The organism is Ruegeria sp. CL7 (assembly GCF_056536445.1).
In genome coordinates, this window is record NZ_JBQFPQ010000003.1 from 197,803 (window position 1) to 221,638 (window position 23,836).

24 protein-coding genes are annotated in these 23,836 nt (G+C 59.2%); 3 read left to right on the forward strand and 21 right to left on the reverse strand.

Going from position 1 to position 23,836, the window contains the following annotated elements:
• Window positions 1–19: 19 nt before the first annotated feature.
• The 10 genes from ACR0LI_RS11215 to ACR0LI_RS11260 form a co-directional block, all read right to left on the reverse strand.
• On the reverse strand, window positions 20–853 hold the full coding sequence (locus ACR0LI_RS11215; RefSeq protein ID WP_171724042.1) for an ABC transporter ATP-binding protein: 834 nt from the start codon (window positions 851–853) through the stop codon (window positions 20–22).
• Between the two features lie 107 nt (window positions 854–960).
• Window positions 961–2,244, reverse strand: coding sequence for an ABC transporter substrate-binding protein (locus ACR0LI_RS11220; protein WP_480718524.1), 1,284 nt, complete (start codon window positions 2,242–2,244; stop codon window positions 961–963).
• A 74-nt stretch (window positions 2,245–2,318) separates the two neighbouring features.
• A complete protein-coding gene (locus tag ACR0LI_RS11225) occupies window positions 2,319–3,395 on the reverse strand; it encodes a branched-chain amino acid ABC transporter permease (RefSeq protein WP_480718525.1) in 1,077 nt (358 codons plus the stop codon).
• 3 nt (window positions 3,396–3,398) lie between these two features.
• A complete protein-coding gene (locus ACR0LI_RS11230) occupies window positions 3,399–3,656 on the reverse strand; it encodes a hypothetical protein (protein WP_171635461.1) in 258 nt (85 codons plus the stop codon).
• 3 nt (window positions 3,657–3,659) lie between these two features.
• Complete coding sequence (locus ACR0LI_RS11235; RefSeq protein WP_171635458.1) at window positions 3,660–4,646, reverse strand: branched-chain amino acid ABC transporter permease; 987 nt, start codon at window positions 4,644–4,646, stop codon at window positions 3,660–3,662.
• Window positions 4,647–4,675: 29 nt separating this feature from the next.
• Window positions 4,676–5,494 carry an ABC transporter ATP-binding protein gene (locus ACR0LI_RS11240; RefSeq protein WP_171116793.1) on the reverse strand — a complete coding sequence of 273 codons (819 nt, stop codon included), beginning with the start codon at window positions 5,492–5,494 and terminating at the stop codon, window positions 4,676–4,678.
• Window positions 5,495–5,572: 78 nt separating this feature from the next.
• Complete coding sequence (locus ACR0LI_RS11245) at window positions 5,573–7,516, reverse strand: AMP-binding protein (RefSeq protein ID WP_480718566.1); 1,944 nt, start codon at window positions 7,514–7,516, stop codon at window positions 5,573–5,575.
• Between the two features lie 173 nt (window positions 7,517–7,689).
• The gene (locus tag ACR0LI_RS11250; protein WP_171635455.1) at window positions 7,690–8,088 is read right to left on the reverse strand and encodes an NUDIX domain-containing protein; all 399 of its coding nucleotides are present in this window, start codon (window positions 8,086–8,088) and stop codon (window positions 7,690–7,692) included.
• Complete coding sequence (gene argJ / locus ACR0LI_RS11255; RefSeq protein ID WP_171724039.1) at window positions 8,085–9,311, reverse strand: bifunctional glutamate N-acetyltransferase/amino-acid acetyltransferase ArgJ; 1,227 nt, start codon at window positions 9,309–9,311, stop codon at window positions 8,085–8,087. Before argJ ends, ACR0LI_RS11250 begins: the two co-directional genes overlap by 4 nt.
• A 6-nt stretch (window positions 9,312–9,317) precedes the next feature.
• Window positions 9,318–10,166 carry a peptidylprolyl isomerase gene (locus tag ACR0LI_RS11260; protein WP_171724038.1) on the reverse strand — a complete coding sequence of 283 codons (849 nt, stop codon included), beginning with the start codon at window positions 10,164–10,166 and terminating at the stop codon, window positions 9,318–9,320.
• Window positions 10,167–10,342: 176 nt separating this feature from the next.
• Here ACR0LI_RS11260 and secA point away from each other — a divergent pair, with 176 nt between their 5' ends.
• From secA to ACR0LI_RS11275, 3 genes are all read left to right on the forward strand, one after another.
• The gene (gene secA / locus ACR0LI_RS11265) at window positions 10,343–13,060 is read left to right on the forward strand and encodes a preprotein translocase subunit SecA (RefSeq protein ID WP_210093159.1); all 2,718 of its coding nucleotides are present in this window, start codon (window positions 10,343–10,345) and stop codon (window positions 13,058–13,060) included.
• Window positions 13,061–13,159: 99 nt separating this feature from the next.
• The gene (locus tag ACR0LI_RS11270; RefSeq protein WP_171724036.1) at window positions 13,160–14,077 is read left to right on the forward strand and encodes a hypothetical protein; all 918 of its coding nucleotides are present in this window, start codon (window positions 13,160–13,162) and stop codon (window positions 14,075–14,077) included.
• Window positions 14,078–14,101: 24 nt separating this feature from the next.
• Window positions 14,102–15,658 (forward strand): phosphate ABC transporter substrate-binding/OmpA family protein, encoded by a 1,557-nt coding sequence (locus ACR0LI_RS11275; protein WP_480718526.1) that lies wholly within the window; start codon window positions 14,102–14,104, stop codon window positions 15,656–15,658.
• A gap of 3 nt (window positions 15,659–15,661) precedes the next feature.
• On the opposite strand, the gene radC is transcribed toward ACR0LI_RS11275, so the two are convergent.
• From radC to thiD, 11 genes are read right to left on the reverse strand one after another with little or no spacing between them, the layout of a single operon-like run.
• Window positions 15,662–16,417, reverse strand: coding sequence for a RadC family protein (gene radC, locus ACR0LI_RS11280; protein WP_210093156.1), 756 nt, complete (start codon window positions 16,415–16,417; stop codon window positions 15,662–15,664).
• 35 nt (window positions 16,418–16,452) lie between these two features.
• Window positions 16,453–17,187, reverse strand: coding sequence for an ABC transporter permease (locus ACR0LI_RS11285; RefSeq protein WP_480718527.1), 735 nt, complete (start codon window positions 17,185–17,187; stop codon window positions 16,453–16,455).
• On the reverse strand, window positions 17,184–17,912 hold the full coding sequence (locus tag ACR0LI_RS11290; protein ID WP_480486150.1) for an ABC transporter ATP-binding protein: 729 nt from the start codon (window positions 17,910–17,912) through the stop codon (window positions 17,184–17,186). The genes ACR0LI_RS11285 and ACR0LI_RS11290 overlap by 4 nt, the downstream gene beginning before the upstream one ends.
• Window positions 17,909–18,583, reverse strand: coding sequence for a thiaminase II (tenA, locus tag ACR0LI_RS11295; RefSeq protein WP_480718528.1), 675 nt, complete (start codon window positions 18,581–18,583; stop codon window positions 17,909–17,911). Before tenA ends, ACR0LI_RS11290 begins: the two co-directional genes overlap by 4 nt.
• Complete coding sequence (locus ACR0LI_RS11300; protein ID WP_171635434.1) at window positions 18,580–19,515, reverse strand: ABC transporter substrate-binding protein; 936 nt, start codon at window positions 19,513–19,515, stop codon at window positions 18,580–18,582. The genes tenA and ACR0LI_RS11300 overlap by 4 nt, the downstream gene beginning before the upstream one ends.
• Before the next feature lie 20 nt (window positions 19,516–19,535).
• Window positions 19,536–20,501: a HesA/MoeB/ThiF family protein gene (locus ACR0LI_RS11305; protein WP_171635432.1), complete on the reverse strand. Its 966-nt coding sequence runs from the start codon at window positions 20,499–20,501 to the stop codon at window positions 19,536–19,538.
• Window positions 20,498–21,094 (reverse strand): thiamine phosphate synthase, encoded by a 597-nt coding sequence (locus ACR0LI_RS11310; protein WP_171635430.1) that lies wholly within the window; start codon window positions 21,092–21,094, stop codon window positions 20,498–20,500. The genes ACR0LI_RS11305 and ACR0LI_RS11310 overlap by 4 nt, the downstream gene beginning before the upstream one ends.
• Window positions 21,091–21,855, reverse strand: a complete 765-nt coding sequence (locus tag ACR0LI_RS11315) for a thiazole synthase (RefSeq protein WP_171635428.1) — start codon at window positions 21,853–21,855, stop codon at window positions 21,091–21,093. Before ACR0LI_RS11315 ends, ACR0LI_RS11310 begins: the two co-directional genes overlap by 4 nt.
• A 2-nt stretch (window positions 21,856–21,857) precedes the next feature.
• On the reverse strand, window positions 21,858–22,052 hold the full coding sequence (thiS, locus tag ACR0LI_RS11320; protein ID WP_171635425.1) for a sulfur carrier protein ThiS: 195 nt from the start codon (window positions 22,050–22,052) through the stop codon (window positions 21,858–21,860).
• Window positions 22,036–23,013, reverse strand: coding sequence for a glycine oxidase ThiO (gene thiO / locus ACR0LI_RS11325; RefSeq protein WP_171724028.1), 978 nt, complete (start codon window positions 23,011–23,013; stop codon window positions 22,036–22,038). The genes thiS and thiO overlap by 17 nt, the downstream gene beginning before the upstream one ends.
• On the reverse strand, window positions 23,010–23,813 hold the full coding sequence (thiD, locus tag ACR0LI_RS11330; RefSeq protein ID WP_480491690.1) for a bifunctional hydroxymethylpyrimidine kinase/phosphomethylpyrimidine kinase: 804 nt from the start codon (window positions 23,811–23,813) through the stop codon (window positions 23,010–23,012). The genes thiO and thiD overlap by 4 nt, the downstream gene beginning before the upstream one ends.
• Window positions 23,814–23,836: the final 23 nt, after the last annotated feature.

The window sequence follows — 23,836 nt, forward strand, 5'->3', positions numbered from 1 at the left end:
CGCCATATCCTCCATCCGCTCACAGCCACCTCTTGCGGCGACGATAGGACCGCACATCGCGAAAACTTTTGCGGCCTTCATCCGACATGCCAAGGTAGAATTCCTTGACATCCGGGTTCTCGCGCAGTTCGGCGGCCGGGCCATCCATCACAACGCGCCCGGATTCCAGAATGTATCCGTAATGCGCGAACCGAAGGGCAACATTTGTGTTCTGCTCGGCCAACAGGAAGGAAACGCCCTCTTTCTCGTTGAGATCCTTCACGATGCCGAAAATCTCTTCGACCAACTGCGGCGCAAGTCCCATCGAAGGTTCGTCCAGCAGGATCGTCTCGGGGCGCGACATCAAAGCCCGGCCCATGGCAACCATCTGCTGTTCACCACCCGACGTATAGCCTGCCTGCGAACGGCGGCGCTCTTTCAGGCGGGGGAAATAATTGTAGACCAGCTCCAGATCCTGCTGGATCGCTGCGCTGCCGTCCTTGCGGGTATACGCGCCCGTCAGCAGGTTTTCTTCAACCGTCAGGTGTTCGAAACAGTGACGGCCTTCCATCACCTGAATCACGCCTTTTTCAACCAATACGGCGGGGTCGCTTTCGTGTACGTTCTGGCCACGATACTTGATCGTGCCTTTCGTGACTTCGCCGCGTTCTGAATGCAGCAGGTTCGACACTGCCTTGAGCGTAGTCGTCTTGCCCGCGCCATTGCCCCCCAGCAAGGCCGTAATACCGCCCTTGGGCACAGTCAGGCTTACGCCCTTCAGCACGAGGATCACGTGGTTGTAGATCACCTCGATATTGTTGACCTCAAGCAGGTTTTCCGCCTGCACGTCAGTGGTTTGTGCCGCATCAAGCATCAGCGCGTGTCCTCATGCCTGTCCCCTTCGGGACTGTTCGTGAGGAGCGGCGGCAAACCGCCGCTCCGGAGTTTTGAGAGCCGGCCTCAGCCGGGAAGAAACCGACTTTATTCGCAGCGCGGTTCGATGTTGTTTTCGGCCGCGTACGCTGCCGAGTCTTCCGCGATAAGCTGGCCGATCACTTCCTGATCAGTTGGCATAAAGTCCTGAAGCTTGTTCCAGGTACCGGTCGAGGCATCCCATTGAACAACACCCACCAGACCCGGGCCGCCATGGTTTTCACAAGTCACGCTGAATTCGGGACCAAATCCACTCATGCCCAGAGATTCCATCTTGGCATTGGTGATCTCCAGCGCCTCCATACCGTCGCGCATCATCGCTGGGGTGATATCGGTCACGCCATGGATTTCTTGTGCGGTCTTGATGGCTTCAGCCGCCAACATCGCTGCATAGAGACCACGGTTGTATTGCACCGCGCCCAGTTGATCACCGGCGCCCGCAGCTTTACCCGAATCGACGACGTATTTCTTTAGGTCGTCGTAAACCGGGTAGTCATCGCCCAGACCGGTGAATGTAAGCGCCTTGTACCCGGTTGCTTTATCACCAGCAGGCTCAACGTCGAATTCTGCGCCCGACCACCAGACACCGATGAAGTTTTCCATTGGGAAACGGATGTTCGCAGCTTCCTGAATTGCGACCTGGTTCATCACGCCCCAGCCCCACATGACCACGTAATCCGGCTTTTCACGACGGATTTGCAACCACTGCGACTTCTGCTCCTGACCCGGGTGGTCCACTGGCAGCAGCATCAGCTCATACCCATGCTTTTCAGCCAGCATTTCCAATGTGCGGATCGGCTCCTTGCCATAGGCAGAGTTGTGATAGACCAGCGCGATTTTTTTACCGTTCAGGTCACCATCGTTTTCGCTCAGCAGATAGTTGATCGCGCCCGAAGCTCCGTTCCAATAGTTGGCCGGATAGTTGAACACGTTGCTGAACACCTTCCCGTTTGCAGCCGAAGTGCGGCCATACCCCATCGTGTGCAGCGGAATTCCGTCTGCCGTCACTTTGGGGATCAACTGATAGGTGATACCAGTCGACAAAGGCTGATAAACCAATGCACCTTCGCCTTTGGTCGATTCATAGCATTCCACACCCTTTTCGGTATTATAGCCGGTTTCACATTCAACCACCCGGATCGGTTCTCCTCCGATACCGCCATCCCGCTCATTGAGCAGAGTGAAATAGTCGTTGTAGCCGTCCGAGAACGGGATACCGCCTGCAGCATATGGCCCGGTGCGATAGCTGAGATCAGGGATCACAAGATCCGCCATCGCTGGCCCAGCGGCCATAAGGGCGCTCAGCGCCACGGTTGCCAGTTTCTTGTTCATCGGGTGTATCCTCCCTTGATTGATCCGATGGTGTATTCGGGTTTTCGCACCCGTCTTTTTGATTGGGCCTACCCTTAGTGCGGGAACGGCCAGAGTCTGAGTTTCTCTTTCGCGACGCGCCACAGCTGTGCCAGCCCATGGGGTTCGAGGATCAGGAACATGATGATCAGGGCGCCGACAATCACCAGCTGAAGATGGGCAACGATATCTGTGGGCCAGCCCAGCACATCGACGCCGACCACTTTCAGGACCACCGGCAAAAGCACAAGGAATGCAGCGCCCGCAAAGGATCCAAAAATAGAGCCTAACCCGCCGATAATGACCATGAACAGAACCAGGAACGATTTTTGGATGCCAAAGACTTCACCGACCTCAACCGCGCCCAGATAGACCGCAAAGAACAGTGCGCCCGCGATGCCCACGAAGAACGAACTTACGGCAAAGGCGGTCAGTTTCGCCTTGAGCGGGTTCACCCCGATGATCTCGGCGGCAATGTCCATATCGCGGATCGCCATCCATGTCCGCCCTGTCGTACCGCGTGTCAGGTTGCGCGCAGCGAGGGCGCAGACGGTCAGGAAAATCAGACAGAACAGATAGGTGGCCCAGGCCGATGCATTCGGACCGGTGATGATGATGCCGAAAACATCCCGTTCCGGCGCGTTGATCTGCCCCGAAGCCGAGTAATTGTAGAACCACGGCACCCGGTTGAACAGCCAGACCAGAAAGAACTGCGCCGCCAGCGTCGCCACCGCAAGGTAAAACCCCTTGATCCGCAATGACGGCAAGCCGAACAGCACGCCCACGATGGCGGTGATGCCACCGGCCAGGATCACATGGATGAACATCGACACGTCTGGAAAGGCGGTCATCAACTTGTAGCAGGCATAGGCCCCAACGGCCATGAAGCCCCCGGTACCCAGGCTGACCTGCCCGCAATACCCCACAAGAATGTTCAGCCCAATGGCCGCGATCGCATAGATCAGGAAGGGCAGCAGAAGTGCGTTGGCCCAATAGTCGTTGATGATGAACGGGATGATCCCGAAGGCCACCGCCAGCACCACATAGTACCGATACCGATCGAACTTGATCGGGAAAGTCTGGCTGTCATCCACGTAGGAGGTTTTGAAATCTCCGGCCTCACGATAGAACATGTCTTACTTTCCCCATTCTTCCTGCGCCCGATTCCGGGCTTCGGCGTCCAGTTGATTGGACCCTTTGGCATATCCGCTCGCCTCCGAGGCGCGCACCAGCTTCAAGTAGGCCAGAACCCCCATGATCAGCCCTGCAAAGGCCAGGATCGCTGCAATCGTCAGTTGGCCTTCGGTCAGATCGTCTGATGTGAGGGCGATGTAGCCAAAAGCCCAGAACCCCGCCCATGCGACCACGTTGATGATGGCGATCAGCTTGGTCATGCCCTATACCCTCTCGATGATCTTCTCTCCGAACAGGCCTTGCGGCCTGAACACTAGGAAGATCAGCGCCAGCACATAGGCAAACCAGTTCTCGGTTGCGCCACCGACCATCGGTCCGATTGCGAATTCGAACAGCTTTTCACCCACGCCGATGATCAGACCGCCCACGATGGCGCCTGGGATCGAGGTGAACCCGCCCAGCATCAGCACCGGCAACGCCTTGAGCGCGATCAGCGACAGTGAGAACTGGACGCCTGATTTGGTGCCCCACATGATGCCCGCGACCAGAGCGACAAACCCGGCCACCGACCAGACCATGACCCAGATGAAGTTCAGCGATATGCCCACCGAAAGCGCCGCCTGATGGTCATCCGCCACTGCGCGCATGGCCCGGCCCTGCTTGGTGTACTGGCTGAACGCCACCAGAGCGGCTACCAACAGCGCCGCGATGACCGTCGCCACGATGTCCAGATTGTCGATGAAGAAGCCGTAGTCGAAGATGTTATAGGTGGTCTCGTCAATCCACAGATTGATGCCCTGCGGCAGACCCACATCCAGCGTCTTGATCTCGGATCCCCACATCAGGTCGGCCACGCCTTCAAGGAAGTACGCCAGACCGATGGTCGCCATAAACAGAATGATCGGTTCCTGCCCCACCAGATGGCGCATGACGAACCGCTGCACGGCCCAGGCCAGCAATACCATCACACCCATCGTCAGAATGATCGCGAACAGCGCTGGCACATTCCACCCGAAATAATGGATATGGGTGCCGAAAGTCGCGTTGATCAGATGGGCAAACGGCACCTGCCCATTCATAATCCCGACCAGCGTCATCGCCGCGAACAGGGCCATAACCCCTTGGGCATAGTTGAAAATACCGGACGCCTTGTAGATCAGCACAAAGCCCAGCGCGACCAGCGCATAAAGCACCCCGGCCATCAGACCGTTGAGGATGACCTCCATCGCGAAGATAAGTTGTTCAGGCATGCCAGCCCCTCCCCAATTCTGCCCAGAGCTTAATCATGGCTGACCCCCAGATAGGCGTCGATGACTTCTTGGTTGTTGCGCACCTCATCCGGTGTGCCGTCGCCGATCTTCTTGCCGTAATCCATCACGACCACCCGGTCGCTCAGATCCATCACAACGCCCATATCGTGCTCGATCAGGGCGATGGTGGTGCCGAATTCGTCATTCACGTCGAGGATAAAGCGGCTCATGTCCTCTTTCTCTTCGACGTTCATGCCCGCCATGGGCTCATCCAGCAGCAGCAGCTTGGGCTCTGCCGCCAGCGCGCGGGCCAGTTCGACGCGTTTCTTCAGACCGTAGGGCAAGCGCGACACCGGCGTCTTGCGGATGTGCTGAATTTCAAGGAAGTCGATGATCTTTTCGACCGCCTCGCGGTTTTGCACCTCTTCCGCTTCGGCCTTGCCGCGCCAGATCGCCTGCTGGAGGATGTTGGTCTTCATGAAGTTCAGACGACCCGTCATCACGTTGTCCAGAACGCTCATACCCTCGAACAGCGCGATATTCTGGAACGTCCGCGCGATTCCCTGCTGGGCGACTTCAAAAGGCCGCATCGGCGGGCGTCTGGACCCATGGAACCAGACCTCGCCTTCCTGCGGAACATAGAATCCCGAGATCACGTTCAGCATCGAGGATTTCCCGGCGCCGTTCGGCCCGATGATGGCGCGGATCTCGCCTTCGCGGATATCGAACGAGATATCCTTGATCGCCACCACACCACCAAAGCGCAGGGTGATGTTCTTCATTTCCATCACCACACCGCCGATCTTGCGACCGTCTTCGGTGACATATCCTTCGGAATTATCCAGCATCGGTCACTCCCTGACTTGCGCGAAAACGGGACGGCGGGCGGGGCGATGACCGCAGGTCGAGCGGCGCTCGTACGGCCCTCATTCTGCGGCAACCTTGTGTTGGGCGACGGGAACAACCGGCGCATCGACAATTTCCAGCGTCGCCGAAATCGATCCTTTGCGACCATCCTCATAGGTCACCTCGGTCGTGGTCGAAACCGTCTTGGACCCGTCATAAAGCGCGGCAATGATGTCGCTGAATTTGTCCTCGACAAATCCGCGCCGCACCTTGCGGGTCCGGGTCATCTCGCCATCGTCGGCATCCAGTTCCTTGTGCAGAACCACAAAGCGGTGCACCTGACAGCCCGACAGCATCTCGTCAGCGGCGACCGACTTGTTCACCTCTTCCACATGGGCCTTGATCGTCTCTAACACACGCGGATGTCCCGCCAGTTCCTGATACGAGGCATAGGCCACGTTGTTGCGCTCGGCCCAGTTGCCGACCGCGGTCAGATCGATATTGATGAAGGCGACGCAGCGATCCTTGCCATTGCCGAACAGCACCACCTCCAGAATATCCGGATAGAACTTCAGCTTGTTCTCGACATATTTCGGCGCGAACATCGACCCGTCGGCCATCTTGCCCACGTCCTTGGCGCGGTCGATGATCCGCAGATGACCCGAGCTTTCCTCGATGAACCCTGCGTCGCCCGTGGCCACCCAGCCTTCAGGGTCCTTGGTCGATGCGGTCGAGTCCGGGTTCTTGAAATATTCGACGAAAACGCCGGGCGAGCGGTAGTGGATCTCGCCCTTGTCGTCGATCCTGATCTCGACATCGGGGGCCGGGACGCCAACGGTGTCGGCGCGCACCTCTCCGTCGGGCTGGACGGTGATGAACACGGTCGCCTCGGTTTGGCCGTACAACTGTTTCAGGTTGATGCCTAAAGAGCGATAGAAATCAAAGATCTCCGGCCCGATCGCCTCACCCGCCGTATAGCCCACCCGAAAGCGCCCATATCCCAGCGTGTCTTTGAGCGGCCCGTAAACCAACAGATTGCCCAGCGCATATTTCACCTTGTCACCCAAGCTCACCGGCTTGCCATCCAGCAACCGACCGCCGACCTTCTTGGCATGCGCCATGAAGTAGTGGAACATGCGCTGCTTGAGCTTGCTGGCATCCTCCATTCGGATCATCACATTGGTCAGCTGGCTTTCAAATACGCGCGGCGGCGCGAAGAAATAGGTCGGCCCGATCTCGCGCAGGTCGGTCATCATCGTGTCGGCGCTTTCGGGGCAGTTCACGCAGAACCCGCACCAGTAGGCCTGACCAATGGAAAAGATGAAATCCCCCACCCAGGCCATCGGCAGATAGGACAGGATGTCTTCGTTGCGGGTCAGGTGGTCGAATTCGGCTGAGTTCTTTGCACTTTCGATCACGTTGCGGTTCGACAGCACCACGCCCTTGGGCTTGCCCGTGGTACCCGAAGTATAGAGCATCACGCAGGTGTCGTCATAGGTGATCTCGCCGATGCGCCTGTCCAGTTCGGCGTCGAAACGCGCATGACCGGCGCTGCCCTCGGCCTTGATGTCGTCAAGGGCATTCATCTGGCTGTGGTCGTATTTCCGCATACCGCGCTTGTCGGTATAGAGGATGTGTTTGACCTGATGCAGGTTTTCCTGAATCTCGATGACCTTGTCGACCTGCTCCTGATCGCCGCAGACGACATATTTCGCCCCGCAATGCTCCAGCACATAGGCCATCTCTTCGGCAACCGCGTCTTGATAGAGAGGGACCGGAATGGCACCGACCATCTGCGCCGCAACCATTGACCAGTAATGTGCCGGACGGTTGCGCCCGATTACGGCGATGTGGTCACCCTTTTCAACGCCAAGTTCAAGAAATCCAAGCGCCAGCGCGCGGATTTCGGCGGCCGTTTCCGCCCAGGTCCAGCATTGCCAGATCCCGAACTCCTTTTCGCGGTAAGCCGGGGCATCCCCGAACTGCGTCGCATTGCGATGTAGCAGCGCCGGAAGGGAGTGCATCCCCTCGGCGCCCGACTGCGTCTGAGCCAATTCTATCTCTCCTCCCCATCCGGCCCCGGGTCGGGCCGGAACGGCGTCGCCGGGTCAGACCGGAACGCTGCTGCCCCGATTAAGGACAAGGAGAACGATCAGCGTCAACTTTTTCGTGATGTTTTCTCAATTCTTACGAATTGTTACAGCCAATCCCGCAAAATCGGAATCAGCGGCACATCCGCCGCCGGCATCGGAAAGTTCCGCAGGTCATTCGCGCGCACCCATTTCAGCGCCTGGCCCTCTTTCGACTGCGGAATACCCTCCCATTTGCGGCAGGCGAACAGCGGCATCAGCAGGTGGAAATCATCATAGCTGTGGCTGGCAAAGGTCAGCGGTGCAAGGCACGAGGCCCAGGTGTCGATGCCCAATTCCTCGTGCAGTTCCCGGATCAGGGCGGCCTCGGGGGTTTCGCCGGGCTCGATCTTGCCACCGGGGAATTCCCACAGTCCGGCCATGGATTTGCCTTCGGGACGTTGGGCAAGCAGCACGCGGCCCTCGATGTCGATCAGGGCGACAGCAGAGACTAACACGGTTTTCACGAGCGATAATCCGCGTTGATCTCGATATAGCCGTGGGTCAGATCACAGGTCCAGACGGTGGATTTCCCTTCGCCCAGCCCCAGATCGACCGCAATCACGAGGTCCTGACCTTTCATATAGGCGGCGGCGTCTTCTTCGCGATAATCCGGGCTGACCCAGCCGTTCTCGGCCACAAGAATATCACCGAATGAAATGCTGAGCTTGTCGCGATCCGCTGCCGCGCCCGACTTGCCGATGGCCATGACGATGCGGCCCCAGTTCGGGTCTTCACCGGCGATGGCGGTTTTCACCAGAGGGGAGTTGGCGATGGCCAGACCGTGGGTCTTGGCGTCAGCGTCCGAGGCGGCTCCGGTCACGCGGATTTCCACGAATTTCGTGGCGCCTTCCCCGTCACGCACCACTTGTTGCGCGAGGTCCAGCATCACTGTTTCCAAAGCCCGTGCAAAAGCGGCATCGCCGGTGGCATCAACGCCCGAAGATCCGGTCGCACACAGCAGCAGACTGTCCGAGGTCGAGGTGTCGCTGTCCACAGTGATGCAGTTGAAGGTGCGATCTGTCTGGGCGCTCAGCATTTCCTGCAACGCCGATTGCTCAACCTGTGCGTCGGTGAAGATATAGACCAGCATCGTCGCCATGTCTGGCGCGATCATTCCAGAACCCTTCGCTATCCCTGCAATAGAGACTGTTTTGCCACCGATTTCGACCTGTGCGCTCGCCCCTTTGGGAAACGTGTCCGTCGTCATGATCGCCCGCGCGGCATCTTCGATGGCATGGCGGCTGAGGCCGGATTTCAACGCTTCAAGCTGCGATACGATGCGATCATGTGGCAGCGGTTCACCGATGACACCGGTGGATGACGTAAAGACCCGTTCGACGGGGACGCCGGTCGCTTTGGAAACGGCCTGTGTCACCTCGGCAACCGATGTCTGGCCATAGTGGCCGGTGAACGCGTTCGCATTGCCCGAGTTCACAAGGATCGCCGCAGGTCCATCACTGGGGCCTCCTATTTTCTTCTGACAATCCAGAACCGGTGCCGCGCGGGTGGCCGAGCGGGTGAAGACACCCGCCACCGACGTGCCCGGATCAAGAACAGCCAGCATGACATCCGTGCGACCCTGATAGCGCACACCCGCTTCGACGGTGGCAAAACGCACACCGTCAATCGCAGGCAGTTCAGGGAAAGACGCCGGTGCCAGTGGCGATACCTTCGTGATCGTGGCCACTGGTCTTTACTCCTGAATCAGGTCCAGCTGGCGCATGATCTCGGGGCCTGCGCCTTCCAGCGCGGGGCGTTCGATCTGTGCCTGCTGCGTCAACTCGTCGATCCGCGCCTGAATGGCATCTTGCTGGATCGTTTGGGCCAGCTCATCGCGCACCGCGTCCAGTTCGGGGGCTTCGGTTTTGCGCTTGTCGTTCAGCTTGACCAGATGCCAGCCAAACTGAGTTTGCACCGGATCCGACACCTGCCCTTTTTCCAGCGCGATCACGGCTGCCTCGAATTCAGGTACCATCTGGCCTTTTCCGAACCATCCCAACGCGCCACCATTCGGACCGGACGGACCGGTCGAGTTCTCGCGGGCAAGTTCCGCAAAATCTGCACCATCATCAAGCTGAGTCTTGAGCGCTTTGGCTTCTTCTTCCGATTGCACCAGAATATGGCTGGCGTCGAATTCGTCTTCACCCGCAAAATCATTGAAACGCGCATCGTAAGCGGCCTGAATGGCTTCCTCTGTGACGAGATCGTTGGTCAGAGCCGCGACCGTCTGAACCGCCTGAAGCGACCGCTTTTCATTGTCGAGTGTCAGCGCGTTCCGCATGTTCAGGCCATCCTGTTGCTGTCCCAGCAATTGCTGCTGGATCAGCTGTTCCAGAATGAAATCGAACAGCACGTCGTCTTCCGCCTGCTGATATTGCGGTGGCAGAGAAGCGACGGTGGCGATCACGTGACCCAATGTGATCTCATCCCCGTTTACCCGAGCGACCACGGTCGACGCATCCGGCTGGGTTTCGGCGGCCAGCGGCAGGGCCATCACGGCGGCCAGGGCCAGCGATGGCAGAAAAGTGAGACCTTTGGGCATTGAATCATCCTATTTTCTTGCCGCGACAGGGCGCGGCGTTGACACTCTGGAACCTGCCGCTTACATCGCTTTGAAGCCTTGGACAGGGCCGCCTTTCACCCCCCGTATCTATGGGTTGCGCGCAAGGTGGGCAAGCCTGTCGCAACCACGAAAAGAACAGATCCTCTGGAGTGAACATGCTGGGACTCGGAACGCTCGCCAAAAAGGTGTTCGGAACACCGAACGACCGCAAGATCAAGGCGACCCGCCCTCTGGTCGAAAAGATCAATGCGCTGGAACCAGAGTTTGAAACGCTTTCAGATCAAGGTCTGATCGACAAGACCGAAGACCTGCGCAAGCGCGCACTGGATGGCGAAAGCCTGGACGACCTGCTGCCCGAGGCCTTTGCCAACGTACGCGAGGGCGCCAAGCGCGCACTTGGCCTGCGGGCCTTTGACGTGCAGCTGATGGGCGGCATTTTCCTGCATCAGGGCAACATCTCGGAAATGAAGACGGGCGAAGGCAAGACTCTGGTCGCCACCTTCCCGGCCTATTTGAACGCGCTGACCGGCAAGGGCGTGCATGTTGTCACGGTGAACGAATACCTGGCCAAACGTGACGCGGAATGGATGGGTAAGGTGTTTGCGGCCGTAGGCATGACAACTGGTGTGATCTGGTCCGGCCAGCCCGACGCGGAAAAACTGGCCGCGTATTCCTGTGACATCACGTATGCCACCAACAACGAGCTGGGTTTTGACTATCTGCGCGACAACATGAAGGCGGATCTAGAGCAGGTTTACCAGAAACACCACAACTTTGCGATTGTGGACGAGGTCGACTCGATCCTGATCGATGAAGCGCGGACACCGCTGATCATCTCGGGTCCCGCGCAGGACCGGTCGGATCTGTACACCGCCATTGATGGCCTGATCCCGACGCTGAGCGACGATCATTACACCCTGGATGAAAAATCGCGCAATGTGACCTTTACCGATGAAGGCAACGAATTTCTTGAGGCACAGCTGCTTCAGGCCGGCCTGATTCCCGAAGGCCATTCCCTGTATGATCCGGAAAGCACCACCGTTGTGCATCACGTCAACCAGGCGCTGCGTGCCCACAAGCTGTTCCAGCGCGACAAGGATTACATCGTGCGCGACGGCGATGTCGTTCTGATCGATGAGTTCACCGGCCGCATGATGCCGGGCCGTCGCCTGTCCGAAGGTCTGCATCAGGCGATCGAAGCCAAGGAAAAGGTTCAGATCCAGCCGGAAAACGTCACATTGGCCAGCGTGACATTCCAGAACTATTTTCGCCTGTACGACAAACTGAGCGGCATGACCGGCACCGCGTTGACCGAGGCCGAAGAATTTGCCGAGATCTACGGTCTGGGCGTGGTCGAAGTTCCGACCAACCTGCCGATTGCCCGTATCGACGAAGATGATCAGGTCTATCGTACGGCCGCCGAAAAATACGATGCGATGATCGCCGAGACGAAAAAGGCGCAGGAAAAGGGCCAGCCGGTTCTGCTGGGGACCACGTCGATCGAAAAATCCGAACTGCTCAGCCAGATGCTGACCAAGGAAGGCATCAAGCACAACGTTCTGAACGCCCGCCAGCACGAACAAGAGGCACAGATCGTTGCCGATGCCGGTCGTCTGGGTGCGGTAACCATCGCCACCAACATGGCCGGTCGCGGCACCGACATTCAGCTTGGCGGCAATGTCGAGATGAAGGTCCTGAAAGCGATTGCCGAGAATCCAGACGCGGATCCGTCCGAGCTGCGGGCCGCCGAAGAAGCACGCCACGCCGAAGAAAAAGAAAAGGTTCTGGCTGCTGGCGGCCTTTACGTCATGGCGTCGGAACGCCACGAAAGCCGCCGCATCGACAACCAGCTGCGCGGCCGTTCCGGCCGTCAGGGCGACCCGGGCCGAACGGTATTTTACCTGAGCCTCGAGGATGACCTGATGCGTATCTTCGGCTCGGAACGGCTGGACAAGGTTCTGACCACGCTGGGCATGAAAGAAGGCGAGGCGATCATTCACCCCTGGGTGAACAAGTCGCTGGAACGCGCGCAGTCCAAGGTCGAAGGCCGCAACTTTGACATGCGTAAGAACGTTCTGAAGTTCGACGACGTGATGAATGACCAGCGGAAGGTGATCTTCAGCCAGCGCCGCGAAATCATGTCTGCAAACGACCTGTCCGAGATCGTCTCGGATATGCGCGAACAGGTGATTGACGACCTGATTGACGAATACATGCCGCCGAAATCCTATGCTGATCAGTGGGATACTGAGGGTCTGCACGAGGCGATAAAGGACAAGTTGAACATGGACGTCCCGGTTCAGGACTGGGCCGCCGAAGAAGGCGTGGATGACGAGCAGGTGCGCGAACGTCTGATCAAGGCCGCGGATGAGATGATGGCCCAGAAGGCCGTCGCCTTTGGCCCTGAAAACATGCGCAACATCGAAAAACAGGTTCTGCTTCAGACCATTGACAGCAAATGGCGCGAGCATCTGCTGACCCTGGAACACCTGCGCTCGGTCGTTGGGTTCCGCGGTTATGCCCAGCGCGATCCTCTGAACGAATACAAGAACGAAAGCTTCCAGCTGTTCGAAAGCATGCTGGATTCGCTGCGCGAGACCGTGACACAGCAATTGTCGCGCGTACGTCCGCTGACCGAAGAAGAACAGAAAGAAATGCTGGCGCAGATGGCCGGGCAGCAGGCTCAGGCGCAGGAGGCCGTGGACAAGGCCGCGAAACAGGCCGAAGCCAAGGCCGAGGCTGCGGCCTCGGGTGATGCGCTTCCGGGGTTCGACGAAAGCGATCCATCGACCTGGGGCAACCCGTCGCGAAATGATCCGTGCCCGTGTGGCTCAGGCAAGAAGTTCAAACACTGCCATGGCCGACTGACCTAACGTTACCCGCCGAATCCACAATGTGTTCGTCTTGCGGCCACAAATTGGCCGCGATTCGTGGCGAATGTGCGATTTGCTCCTTCAACTGGGGAGGGTGTCTTGTTTGTAGTTCGAAACTACGTGACCATGTGCGGCACGGTCGCTTGTGCTTTGGGCATAGGCTACCTGATGCAGAACGGACCAACCGCGCAGCCTGCGAACGCGGGGGGTAGTGTTGATGTTGCCTCGGCATCTCAGCAATCCTCGGTTCTGTCGGGGTTGGATGCTATCGTACTGACTTCGGCTCCGGCGTCTGACGCAGATTTCGGGGCGGCAGCGCCCGAACCTCGCGCAGTTCCGTCAGCACCGAAAACAACGGATTGCAACATCAGCGCGCGCGCCGTCGCCGTCCCCGGCGCCATGGCACACCTGTCGCTGCGGGCACCCTGCCACCGAAACGAACGCGTTGAAATTCATCACAGCGGCCTGACGGTCAGCCAGAACACCGACGATTCCGGTGCCTTGAACATGTCCATCCCGGCACTGTCGGAATACGCGATTTTCCTGATTTCATTCGAAGATGAAACAGGCACGGTCGCCACCACTCACGTGACCGACATTGCCGAATATGACCGCGTCGTCCTGCAATGGCAGGGTGATACCGAGTTGCAGATTCACGCGCTGGAATTCGGGGCAAGCTATGGCAACAGCGGCCATGTGTGGAATGATTCCTCGGCAAATGGCGCAGGAGAGGTTCTGCGCCTGGGCCAGACGGGTCTGGGTCGTGCCAAGAATATCGAAGTATATTCCTTTCCGACGGGCGCGTCGGATCGGTCCGGCAGCATCGACCTGACGGTCGAAGCCGAAGTGACCGAATCCAACTGCGGGCAAACGCTGAATGTGCAGGCGCTGGAACTTCTGTCAGATAGCCGCCTGCGGTCGCGCGACATGTCCCTGACCCTGCCGGATTGTTCACAGGCCGGTGAGTTTCTGGTGTTGAATAATCTGCTCTCAGACCTGACAATCGCGGCAAAGTAATCCGCAGGCAGGCTCGACTCTCTTATGACTTTCTTTCGTGCGGCTGTGACCGCGCTGTTTACCGTTGCAGGTGCGACCTGTGCAATGGCGCAAGACATCACACTGACGTCTCATGACGGCAAGGTCGAAGTAACAGGCAACCTGCTGGGCTTCGACGGCGAATTTTACCGCGTTGATACGCAGTTCGGTGAGTTGACCGTTGATGGCTCGGGCGTCACCTGCGACGGACCTGCGTGCCCCAGCCTGACGGATTTCGTAGCCGAGTTGCGATTTTCCGGATCGTCTGTCATGGCCGAAACGGTCCTGCCCGCCCTGATCATCGGGTTTGCGCAGCAGGAAGGCTTGACCGCAACGCCTGCCCGCGTGGATTCTGACACCTTCGTCTATGAGCTTTTTCAGTCAGGCCGTGACGCCCCGTTGGCGCGGTTCTACTTTGACGTCGGGACCACGGATCGCGGCTTCGCCAAGTTGATCGGGAATCAGACAGATATCGTGATGGCCCTGCGCGAAGTACGCGAGGCAGAGCGGGATGCAGCCGATGCCGCGGGGCTGGGTGATTTGAAACGGGCCCGGCGATCCAGGGTTGTTGCATTGGACGCCATGGTTCCGGTGGTGGCATCCGATAGTGTGATGCGTCAGATTTCGCTGGCCGACTTGGCCCGCATTCTGTCAGGTGAAGTGAAGAACTGGGTGGACCTGGGCGGGCCGGATGCTCCGATCGCATTGCATGTGCCGGATCCGGGATCGGGGCTGGCGCAGGCTGTCGAGGATCAGGTATTGAAGACCGCTGGCGTGGAACTGACCGATACCGCAATCCGTCATATTCGAACGAGCGATCTGGCCAAGGCCGTGGCAAAGGACCCGTTTTCCATCGGAATCGCCAGCAAAGCGACAGCCGACAATACCCGAGCCCTGCCGTTGACCGGAGGGTGTGGGCATCCGCTGGCCGCCACCCGTCAATCGATCAAGACCGAAGATTATCCGTTGAACATGCCGATGTTTCTGTATCTGCCCGAACGCCGCCTGCCGCGGATTGCACGGCAATTTCTGGCCTTTAGCCTAAGCCCCGGGGCCCAGATGGCCATTCGTGACGCAGGTTATGTGGATCAATCGCCTGAAACCTTGCCGGTTGGCGTACAGGGCGACCGGCTTGCCAATGCCATCGCCACCGGAGGGCCCGAAGTTGGGCTGGATGAGCTTCAGCGCATGATCGAAACCCTGCGTCCGCTGTCACGGCTGTCCCTGTCGGTTCGGTTCGAGCCCGGATCATCCCGTCCGGATGCGCAGTCACGTTCCAATATTCAGCAACTGGCACATATGCTTGACGCCGGCATATTGAAGGCGCGCAAGCTGGTGTTTGCCGGTTTCAGCGACGGGGATGGCGGGGCCGCCGCCAACGCCCGCATTGCCCTGCGACGTGCACAGACGGTACGAAACGCGGTTCTGGCCGCAGCCGAGACATCGATATCAGACAGTATCGAGGTGGTCGCGGAAGGGTTTGGCGAAGCAATGCCGATGGCCTGTGACGACACCGAATGGGGCCGCAAGGTCAACCGCCGGGTTGAAATCTGGGTGCAGTGAAGCTCACAGATACCCTTCGGACCGAAAGCTCAACTCGGTCGATTTTCCAATGATCAGGTGGTCGTGCAGGGTCAGGCCCAAGGCCGCACAGGCATCCTGAATACGGTTGGTCATGTCGATATCCGACTGCGAGGGCGTCGGATCACCCGACGGGTGGTTGTGCACCAGAATCAGGGCTGAGGCATTCAGTTCCAGCGCTCGTTTGGCAACCTCGCGCGGGTAAACCGGCACGTGATCCACGGTGCCTTTGGCCTGTTCCTCATCCGCGATCATTACGTTCTTGCGATCCAGATAGAACACGCGAAACTGTTCGATCTCACGATGCGCCATGGTGGTGTGGCAATAATCCAGTAGCGCATCCCATCCCGAGATCACATGCCGCTGCATCACCCGGGCGCGGGCCATCCTGTGGGCGCAGGCCTCAAGAATTTTCAGGTCGGTAACCACGGTATCGCCAACGCCCTTGATCTGGCGCAGCCGTTCCTCGGGCGCGGTCAGGACACGATTGAAATCACCAAAAGTGTCCATCAATGCCCGTGCCAGTGGCTTCACATCCTGACGGGGAATGGATCGGAACAGGACCAGTTCAAGCAGTTCGTAATCCGGCATCGCCGCCGATCCACCGGTCATGAACCGTTCGCGCAGCCGCTTGCGGTGGTCTTTTATGTAGGAGGGTAACCGGCCAGAGGGCAGCGGCTGCGCCGGCGCTTCGTCCGTATCAAACAGCATCGGGGCTTCGGCAAAGGCGTCCTGTGTCATGGGCGCACCCTGACCCAGAATCGGTTTCTGATTGGTTAACGCACCTCACCCGCCATGCGTGCCGTGGCCCGGCGGACAATCATGTGCAGAAGGATCGAGAATACGCCCAGGGTCAGCATCGCGGCAAACATGAGATCGGTCTTGGCACGTCCATTGGCCAGCAGCATCAGATAGCCCAGCCCCTGCGACGAGCCGACCCATTCGCCGATCACCGCTCCGATCGGGGCATAGACCGCCGCCAGCCGCATCCCCGACGCCAGCGACGGCAGAGCGGCCGGAATACGGATATGCCACAATACGGCGCGCTTGCTGGCCTGCATCGTTCGGGCCAGATCCAGATACCCCGACGGGGTGCGCATAAGCCCGTCAAAAAAGGATGAGGTGATCGGGAAATAGATGATCAACACCGCCATGGCGACCTTGGACCACAGCCCATAGCCCAGCCATAGCGTTAGCAACGGCGCCAATGCGAATACCGGCAGAGCCTGCGTGAACACGAGCATCGGCTGCACCAGGACCCGCGCCGCCCGCGAATTCGCCAGTTGCAACGCAGTAGCGACACCCAGCAGCGTTCCGCATGCCAGACCGATCACCACTTCGATCGCTGTGATCCAGGTATGCTCGGCGATCACCCAGCGGTTCTGCCACCAGGTTTCGGCCACGACGGCGGGTCCGGGCAGGATGAACTTCGGCAACCCGGTCAGGGTCACGATGCCCTGCCAGATCAGCAAGGCAAACAAAGTTGCGGCCAGTGCAGAAAAATACTTCATGCCACGCCCTCGCGGAGAAGACGCAGCAAGGCACCCTGGGTTTCCAATGTCTCCAAATCATCCACGCGGCGCGGGGCCTGGGCCCGGGGCGGTTCGCACTGCGTCAATCCGTGTTCGGTCATCACCACGATGGATTGCCCCAGTCGCGCGGCCTCTGCGGGATCATGGGTCACAAGAAGGACGGTGCGACCGTGCAATGCTTCGGCGGCCAGATCCTGCATGTCAGCGCGGGTGCGGGCATCAAGGGCCGAAAAGGGCTCGTCCAGCAAAACAACGGGGCGATCTTCCATCAGTGTCCGGGCCAGGGCGACACGCTGACGTTGCCCGCCGGACAACGCATTGGGCTTCTTGTTCATGTGATCCTGCAACCGCATACGCTTGATCAGGCGGTCACGTCGATCAAGATCAACGTTTTCCCCGCGCAGACGCGCACCCAGCGAGACATTCTGCGCGACAGTTGCCCAAGGCAAAAGAAGATCATCCTGCGCCATGTATGCGACACGCTCAGCCACAGGCAAGCCATCACTGGCCGTGATCCGCCCGGCGAAGACAGCCCCGGTCTCGAGCCCCGCAATCAACCTCAGAACCGTGGTTTTTCCCACGCCCGAACCGCCCAGCAGGCATGTCCACGCCCCGGCCCCTAGGGTCAGGGACAACGGCGCAAACAGGGTCGCGCCGTCGATCGTGGCAGTGCCGTTGATGGTCAGTTCGGGCGCAGGTGTCATGGCGTCAAACCCATCTGCCAGAAGTCGACTTCAAGCTCTGTCGCCTTGCGGAAGGTCTGGCACAGTCGATCCCAGCGTGGCGAACCTTGGAAATCAGCCCCAGTACGTTTTGTTAGAGCCTGATCCAGCAACTCGCCAACCGCCACACATGCGGCTTGGTAATCTTCGCCGGCATAAGTGTCGATCCAGCCGCGATATGTCTCGGACGTTGCCTCGGCGGACAGGCGCGTACCGATCTCACCATACCCCATGACGCAAGGAACAAGGGCCGCCAGCAGGTCCAGAAGATCTCCGCTGTAGCCTGCTTCCAGGACAAACCGGGTATAGGCCAGATTCTCGTGTCGCTCTGGCGTGGCAAACAACTCTGCCTGCGAGATACCTTCCGCCGCGCAGATACCGATATGCAGTTTCATCTCTTCGCTGATCAAACCGTTCACAGTTCGCGATGCGGCAAGCATTTCTTTATGCGTTTCTGATTTCACCACGGCCAGCGCCCAGGCACGTGAGAAGTGGATCAGAAACACATAATCCTGCCGCAGATAGTGCAGAAACGCCTCGCGTGGCAGCGTTCCGTCTTTCATACCCTCTACGAAGGCGTGGCGGGTGTAATCCCGCCACGGATCCGCCGCAGCATCGCGCATCAGCGCAAAGGCTTTGCCATAATTGCTCATTGCGCGGTCACGTCGATGGTGATGTCACTGACCGGAAGGACGCTGTCGATCATCCCGCTTTCGTTCAGGAAGGTTTCGAACCGGGCATAACGACCGGCATCAAAACCTGCCGGACGCAGCGCAAAGCGCGGCAGTGTATCGACCCAGGCGCGGGCATTCAGCTCGTCCTGAAGTTCAGGCGAGGTCGCCGCGAAGATTTCCCAGCTTTTTTCCGGATTATTGACGATAAATTGGGTCGCTTTTTCAGTCGCGGCGAGGAACCGGGCGATCTTGTCCTTGTCCATCGTTTCCGGATTGGCGACATAGATCAGTTCATCATAAGACGGAACGCCCTCTTCCTCGATATAGAAGCAGGTGCCGGGACGACCTTCGATATCCATCTGGTTCAGTTCGAAGTTGCGATAAGCGCCAATCACCGCGTCCACCTGACCGGTCATCAGCGACGGCGAGAGGGAAAAGTTGACATTGATCAGCTCGACATCGCCCAGCGCAACATCGTATTTGCCCAGAACGGTGCCAAGGATGGCTTCTTCGACCCCCGCGACCGAGAAGCCGATTTTTTTACCCTTGAGGTCAGCAGGCGACTTGATCGGCCCGTCTTCCAGCACCAGAAGACAGTTCAACGGCGTCGCAACCAATGTGCCGACACGCTTCAGAGGCAGGCCCTCGTGAATCTGCAAGTGCAATTGCGGCTGGTAAGACACCGCCAGGTCGGCTTGGCCGGCAGCCACCAAACGGGGCGGGGCGGACGGGTCGGCGGGCGGAACGATCTCGACCTCAAGCCCTTGTTCAGCAAAATAGCCGTTTTCCTGCGCCACGATGATAGGACCATGGTCAGGGTTGATGAACCAGTCCAGCAGGACGGTCATTTTGTCTTCGGCCCATGCCGGCGCGGCGGCCAGAAGGGCGATGGCTGTCATCAGCTTTTTCATATCTCGCGTTTCCCTTTTCTTCACGAGGTTGAGGCCGCGACGAGGACAATCTCGCCCGGCCAATCTGGTTGAATTTGTTCTGCGGCACGCCATGCCCGCAAACCGGTGGCACAGCAAAGAGCCAGCCTTTTTCCGCCATTAGGGTCTATTTCGCGCAAATTATCCGGCGAAATGCGCGTCGCGTTCGAATGGATGGGAACAGGGGCTTCCTGCGAACTGCGCAGCTCGATGATCTGATCCGTGCCCTTCAGCTGGCTTGCGGACAGAAAGCGAAAGCAGTTGCCGGGCTCGGGTGCGTCATCAAAGCGAAACCCGGTGCTGCGCAGGGTTCTTGCGTCATATTGAACCAACTGCCCAAGGGGTGAGGGATCAAGTCCAAGGATCAAGCTGAGCGCCATCTGCGCCTGCATCGCCCCGATCACGCCAACCACGGGGCCCAAAACCCCCGCAGTGGCGCAGCTGGCGCCGCTGTCCGGTGCATCGGGAAATACAGCGCGCAGCGATGGGCCCCCGCCGCAGAAACCGCCCACATAACCCGAAAGCCCCAGCACCGAGGCGCTGATCAAAGGTTTGCCCTGCGCCAGACACGTGTCCGACAGGATGTAGCTGGCTGCGTAGCTGTCGGCACAATCCAGAATGATATCGGCTTGCGACACCGAACCGGGCGCATTTTCACTGGTCAGAGCCTGATTCAGACCGATGACATCGGTGTCATCATTCAGCGCGCGGCAACGGGCGGCGGCGGTTTCCGCCTTGGGTTGCCCGCAATCGGCCTCGGAGAAAAACGTTTGACGGTGCAGGTTCGACAGATCGACGGTATCCCCGTCCATGACCGTGATCCGCCCCACCCCGGCCCCTGTCAAAAGTGGCAGAACCGGTGCAGCCAGACCGCCCGCACCAACGACCAGAACACGGGCCGCTGACAAGCGTGCCTGCCCCTGTGCCCCGACTTCGGGCAAAAGCGTCTGGCGGGCATATCGACTCATCGTGTGACCTCGATCCACGCGCGCACCCGTTCTTCGGGGTCGGGGTTCAGGGTGATATCCGTGACTGCCGAGACAATGTCCGCCCCGGCCTTCAGCACACCGGCTGCGCGCTCGACACTCATGCCGCCAATACCGACCAAGGGAATATCACCAACCCGCGCCTTCCATTCCGTTACGCGGGGCAGGCCCTGCTGGTGCCATTTCATCTTTTTCAGAATGGTGGGGTAGACCGGGCCCAGTGCCACGTAATCGGGATCCATGGCCAGCACACGCTCAAGCTCATCGTCGTCATGGGTGGAAACGCCCAGTTTCAGACCCGCTTTTCGGATGGCTTTCAGGTCGGCGTCGTCCAGATCTTCCTGCCCCAGATGGATCCAGTCGCAGCCCAGATCGATCGCGTGTTGCCAATAGTCATTGATCACCAGAACCGCCCCATGGTCGCGGCACAATTCGCGTGAAACTGCGATCTGGTCGCGCACCGCATCGTCTGGCTGATCCTTGATGCGCAGCTGCACCAGCTTGACGCCCAGCGGCAACATCCGCCGCAGCCAGTCCGAGTGATCAAAGATCGGATAGAAACGGTCCAGCGTCATGACAGGAAGGCCTTTCCAACAACAGGAGTAGAGGGTTCCGCCATATCGCGCGGCTCGATCGGGTCGGCCTGATGGGCCAATTGCCCGGCAAGGGTAGCCTGCGCCATCGCCTTGGCCATCAGAACCGGATCTCCGGCACGGGCCACAGCGGTGTTCAGCAGAACCGCGTCAAAGCCCAGCTCCATCGCGCGGGCCGCGTGGCTGGGCAAGCCGATACCGGCATCCACCACCAGGGGAATGTCAGGAAATTCGGCCCGCATCGCGCGCAGGGCGTATTCGTTGTTCAGCCCGCGTCCTGACCCGATCGGTGCGCCCCAGGGCATCAGCACCTCGCATCCCGCTTCCAACAGGCGTTCGCCCACGATCAGATCATCGGTGGTGTAGGGAAACACCTCGAACCCATCCTCGGTCAGAATGCGGGCGGCTTCTACCAGTTGGAAAACGTCCGGTTGCAGACTGTCCGTATGTCCGATGAGTTCCAGCTTGATCCATCGGGTCTCGAACACTTCGCGGGCCATATGGGCGGTCGTCACGGCCTCTTTCACCGTATGGCAACCGGCCGTATTGGGCAGGATCAGAACTCCCAATTCGCGGATCATGTTCCAAAAGGTCTGGCCTGCACCCGCTTCACGCCGCAAGGATACAGTGGCAACGCCTGCACCGCTTTCGCGAAACGCCTGTTCCAGAATGGCCGGGCTTGGATATTGCGCCGTGCCCAGCATCAGTGAGTTGGGCAGTTCAGTGCCGTAAAACGTCTTCATCTTCAGCCCCCCTGCATCGGTGCGACGACCTCGACCCGGTCACCTTCAGCCAGCTTGTGAGCGACGCGCAGGCTTGAGGGCACGAATTCTTCATTCACAGCGGTGGCCACACGGCCCGAGAAACCGCATTCGTCCAACAATTCCGACAGGGTTTCGGCGCGCACCTCGCGCGTCTCGCCGTTAAGCACGATCTTCATCTACCATCTCCGAATGTGTGTTGTTCAGCGCCAGATCCGCAACACCCCGCGCCAGCGCCGGTGCCAACAGATATCCGTGGCGATAAAGCCCGTTGGCATAGATCGTGCGGCCCAAACGCCGGATGCGCGGTAAGTTGTCGGGAAAGGCGGGGCGCAGATCGACGCCTATCTCCAACACTTCGGCTTCACCAAAAGCCGGGTTCACGGCATAGGCCGCGCTGAGCAATTCCAGCATCGAACGGGCGGTAATGCGGCTGCTATCCTCGGATTCGATCATGGTCGCACCCAACATGTAGACGCCGCCGCCGCGCGGAACGATATAAAGCGGCATCCGCGGGTGCAGCAAACGAACCGGGCGCGTCAGCTCCACGTCAGGGCATCGTATGACCAGCATCTCACCCTTCACGCCGCGCAGATCATGTAGGTATTCGCGGGCGTGAAGGCCACGGCAGTCAATTGCATTCTCCAACTGGGCGGGCGCCAACTTCCGGTGGAACACGACGCCCTGGCTTTGCAGTTGACGATACAGATCTTGCAGCGCCTGACGCGGATCAACATGGGCTTCGCGTTCGAAGAACAGGCCTTGGCCAAACCCCGTCAGATCAGGCTCTAATTCAGATATTTCTGCCCGTTCAACCTTGGTGAACTCTTTTGTTCGACGCGCAAATCGGCGCAGGTCCGGCACATCACGGGCACTTGCGACAACAAGCGTTCCCCGCCGGGTCACTTTGGTGCGTTGGGCCCACCATTCCATCGCGGACTGCCCCAGACGCAACACCGGTTCTTCCGCGTTTTCATATTCGCACCAAGGTGCCAGCATTCCTCCGGCCCACCATGAACACCCATGCGGGCCCGGTGGCCCGCCGGGGTCGAATATCTGCACTTTTGCACCGCGCGACACCAGTTCGCTGGCAACGGCAAGACCGGCAACCCCTGCCCCTATGACAGACCAAAGCGTCACGAGGGCCAAACCCGGTGGAAATGATGCACCGGCCCGTGCCCAGCGCCGACATTCAACTCATCCGCGCGCGCGATGGCCCCTTGCAGATAGTCATGCGCCTGCGCAACTGCGTCCCTAAGGGTCAGCCCCTTGGCCAAACCGGCGGTGATGGATGACGACAGGGTGCATCCTGTTCCATGGGTGTTTTTCGTATCCTGACGTGGGGCCCGAAACTCGGCCATGACACCCGACGGATCGATCAGCAAATCGTGGCAGATATCACCTGACCCGTGTCCGCCTTTCATCACGACTGCACCCGCACCCAAGGCGCACAATGCCCGGCCCTGTTCAGCCATCAGCTCACGCGTTTCTGCCGCTGGCATGTTCAGCAGGCACGCCGCCTCAGGCAGATTCGGCGTAAGAACAGTCGCCGTTGGCAACAACACATCGCGCAGCGTCCGGACCGCCTCTTGCTCCAACAGAGCGTCGCCGGATTTTGCAATCATAACCGGATCAAGAACCACGGGACCGTCGAACGCCGCCAGGCCCCTGGCGACCGTATGAATGATCTCAGGTGTCCCAAGCATGCCTATTTTAACGGCCCTGACGTCAAGATCGTTCAGAACCGCGTCGATTTGGGCGGAAATCACATCCAGCGGAATTCCATGCACAGCGGTGACAGCTTGCGTGTTCTGCGCGGTAACGGCGGTGATGACACTTGCGCCAAAAACACCCAGCGCCGACATTGCCTTCAGGTCAGCCTGAATGCCCGCGCCGCCGCCACTGTCGGATCCTGCTATGGTCAGGGCAATTGCCACCATGTCGTTGCTCCATCTTCTATGGG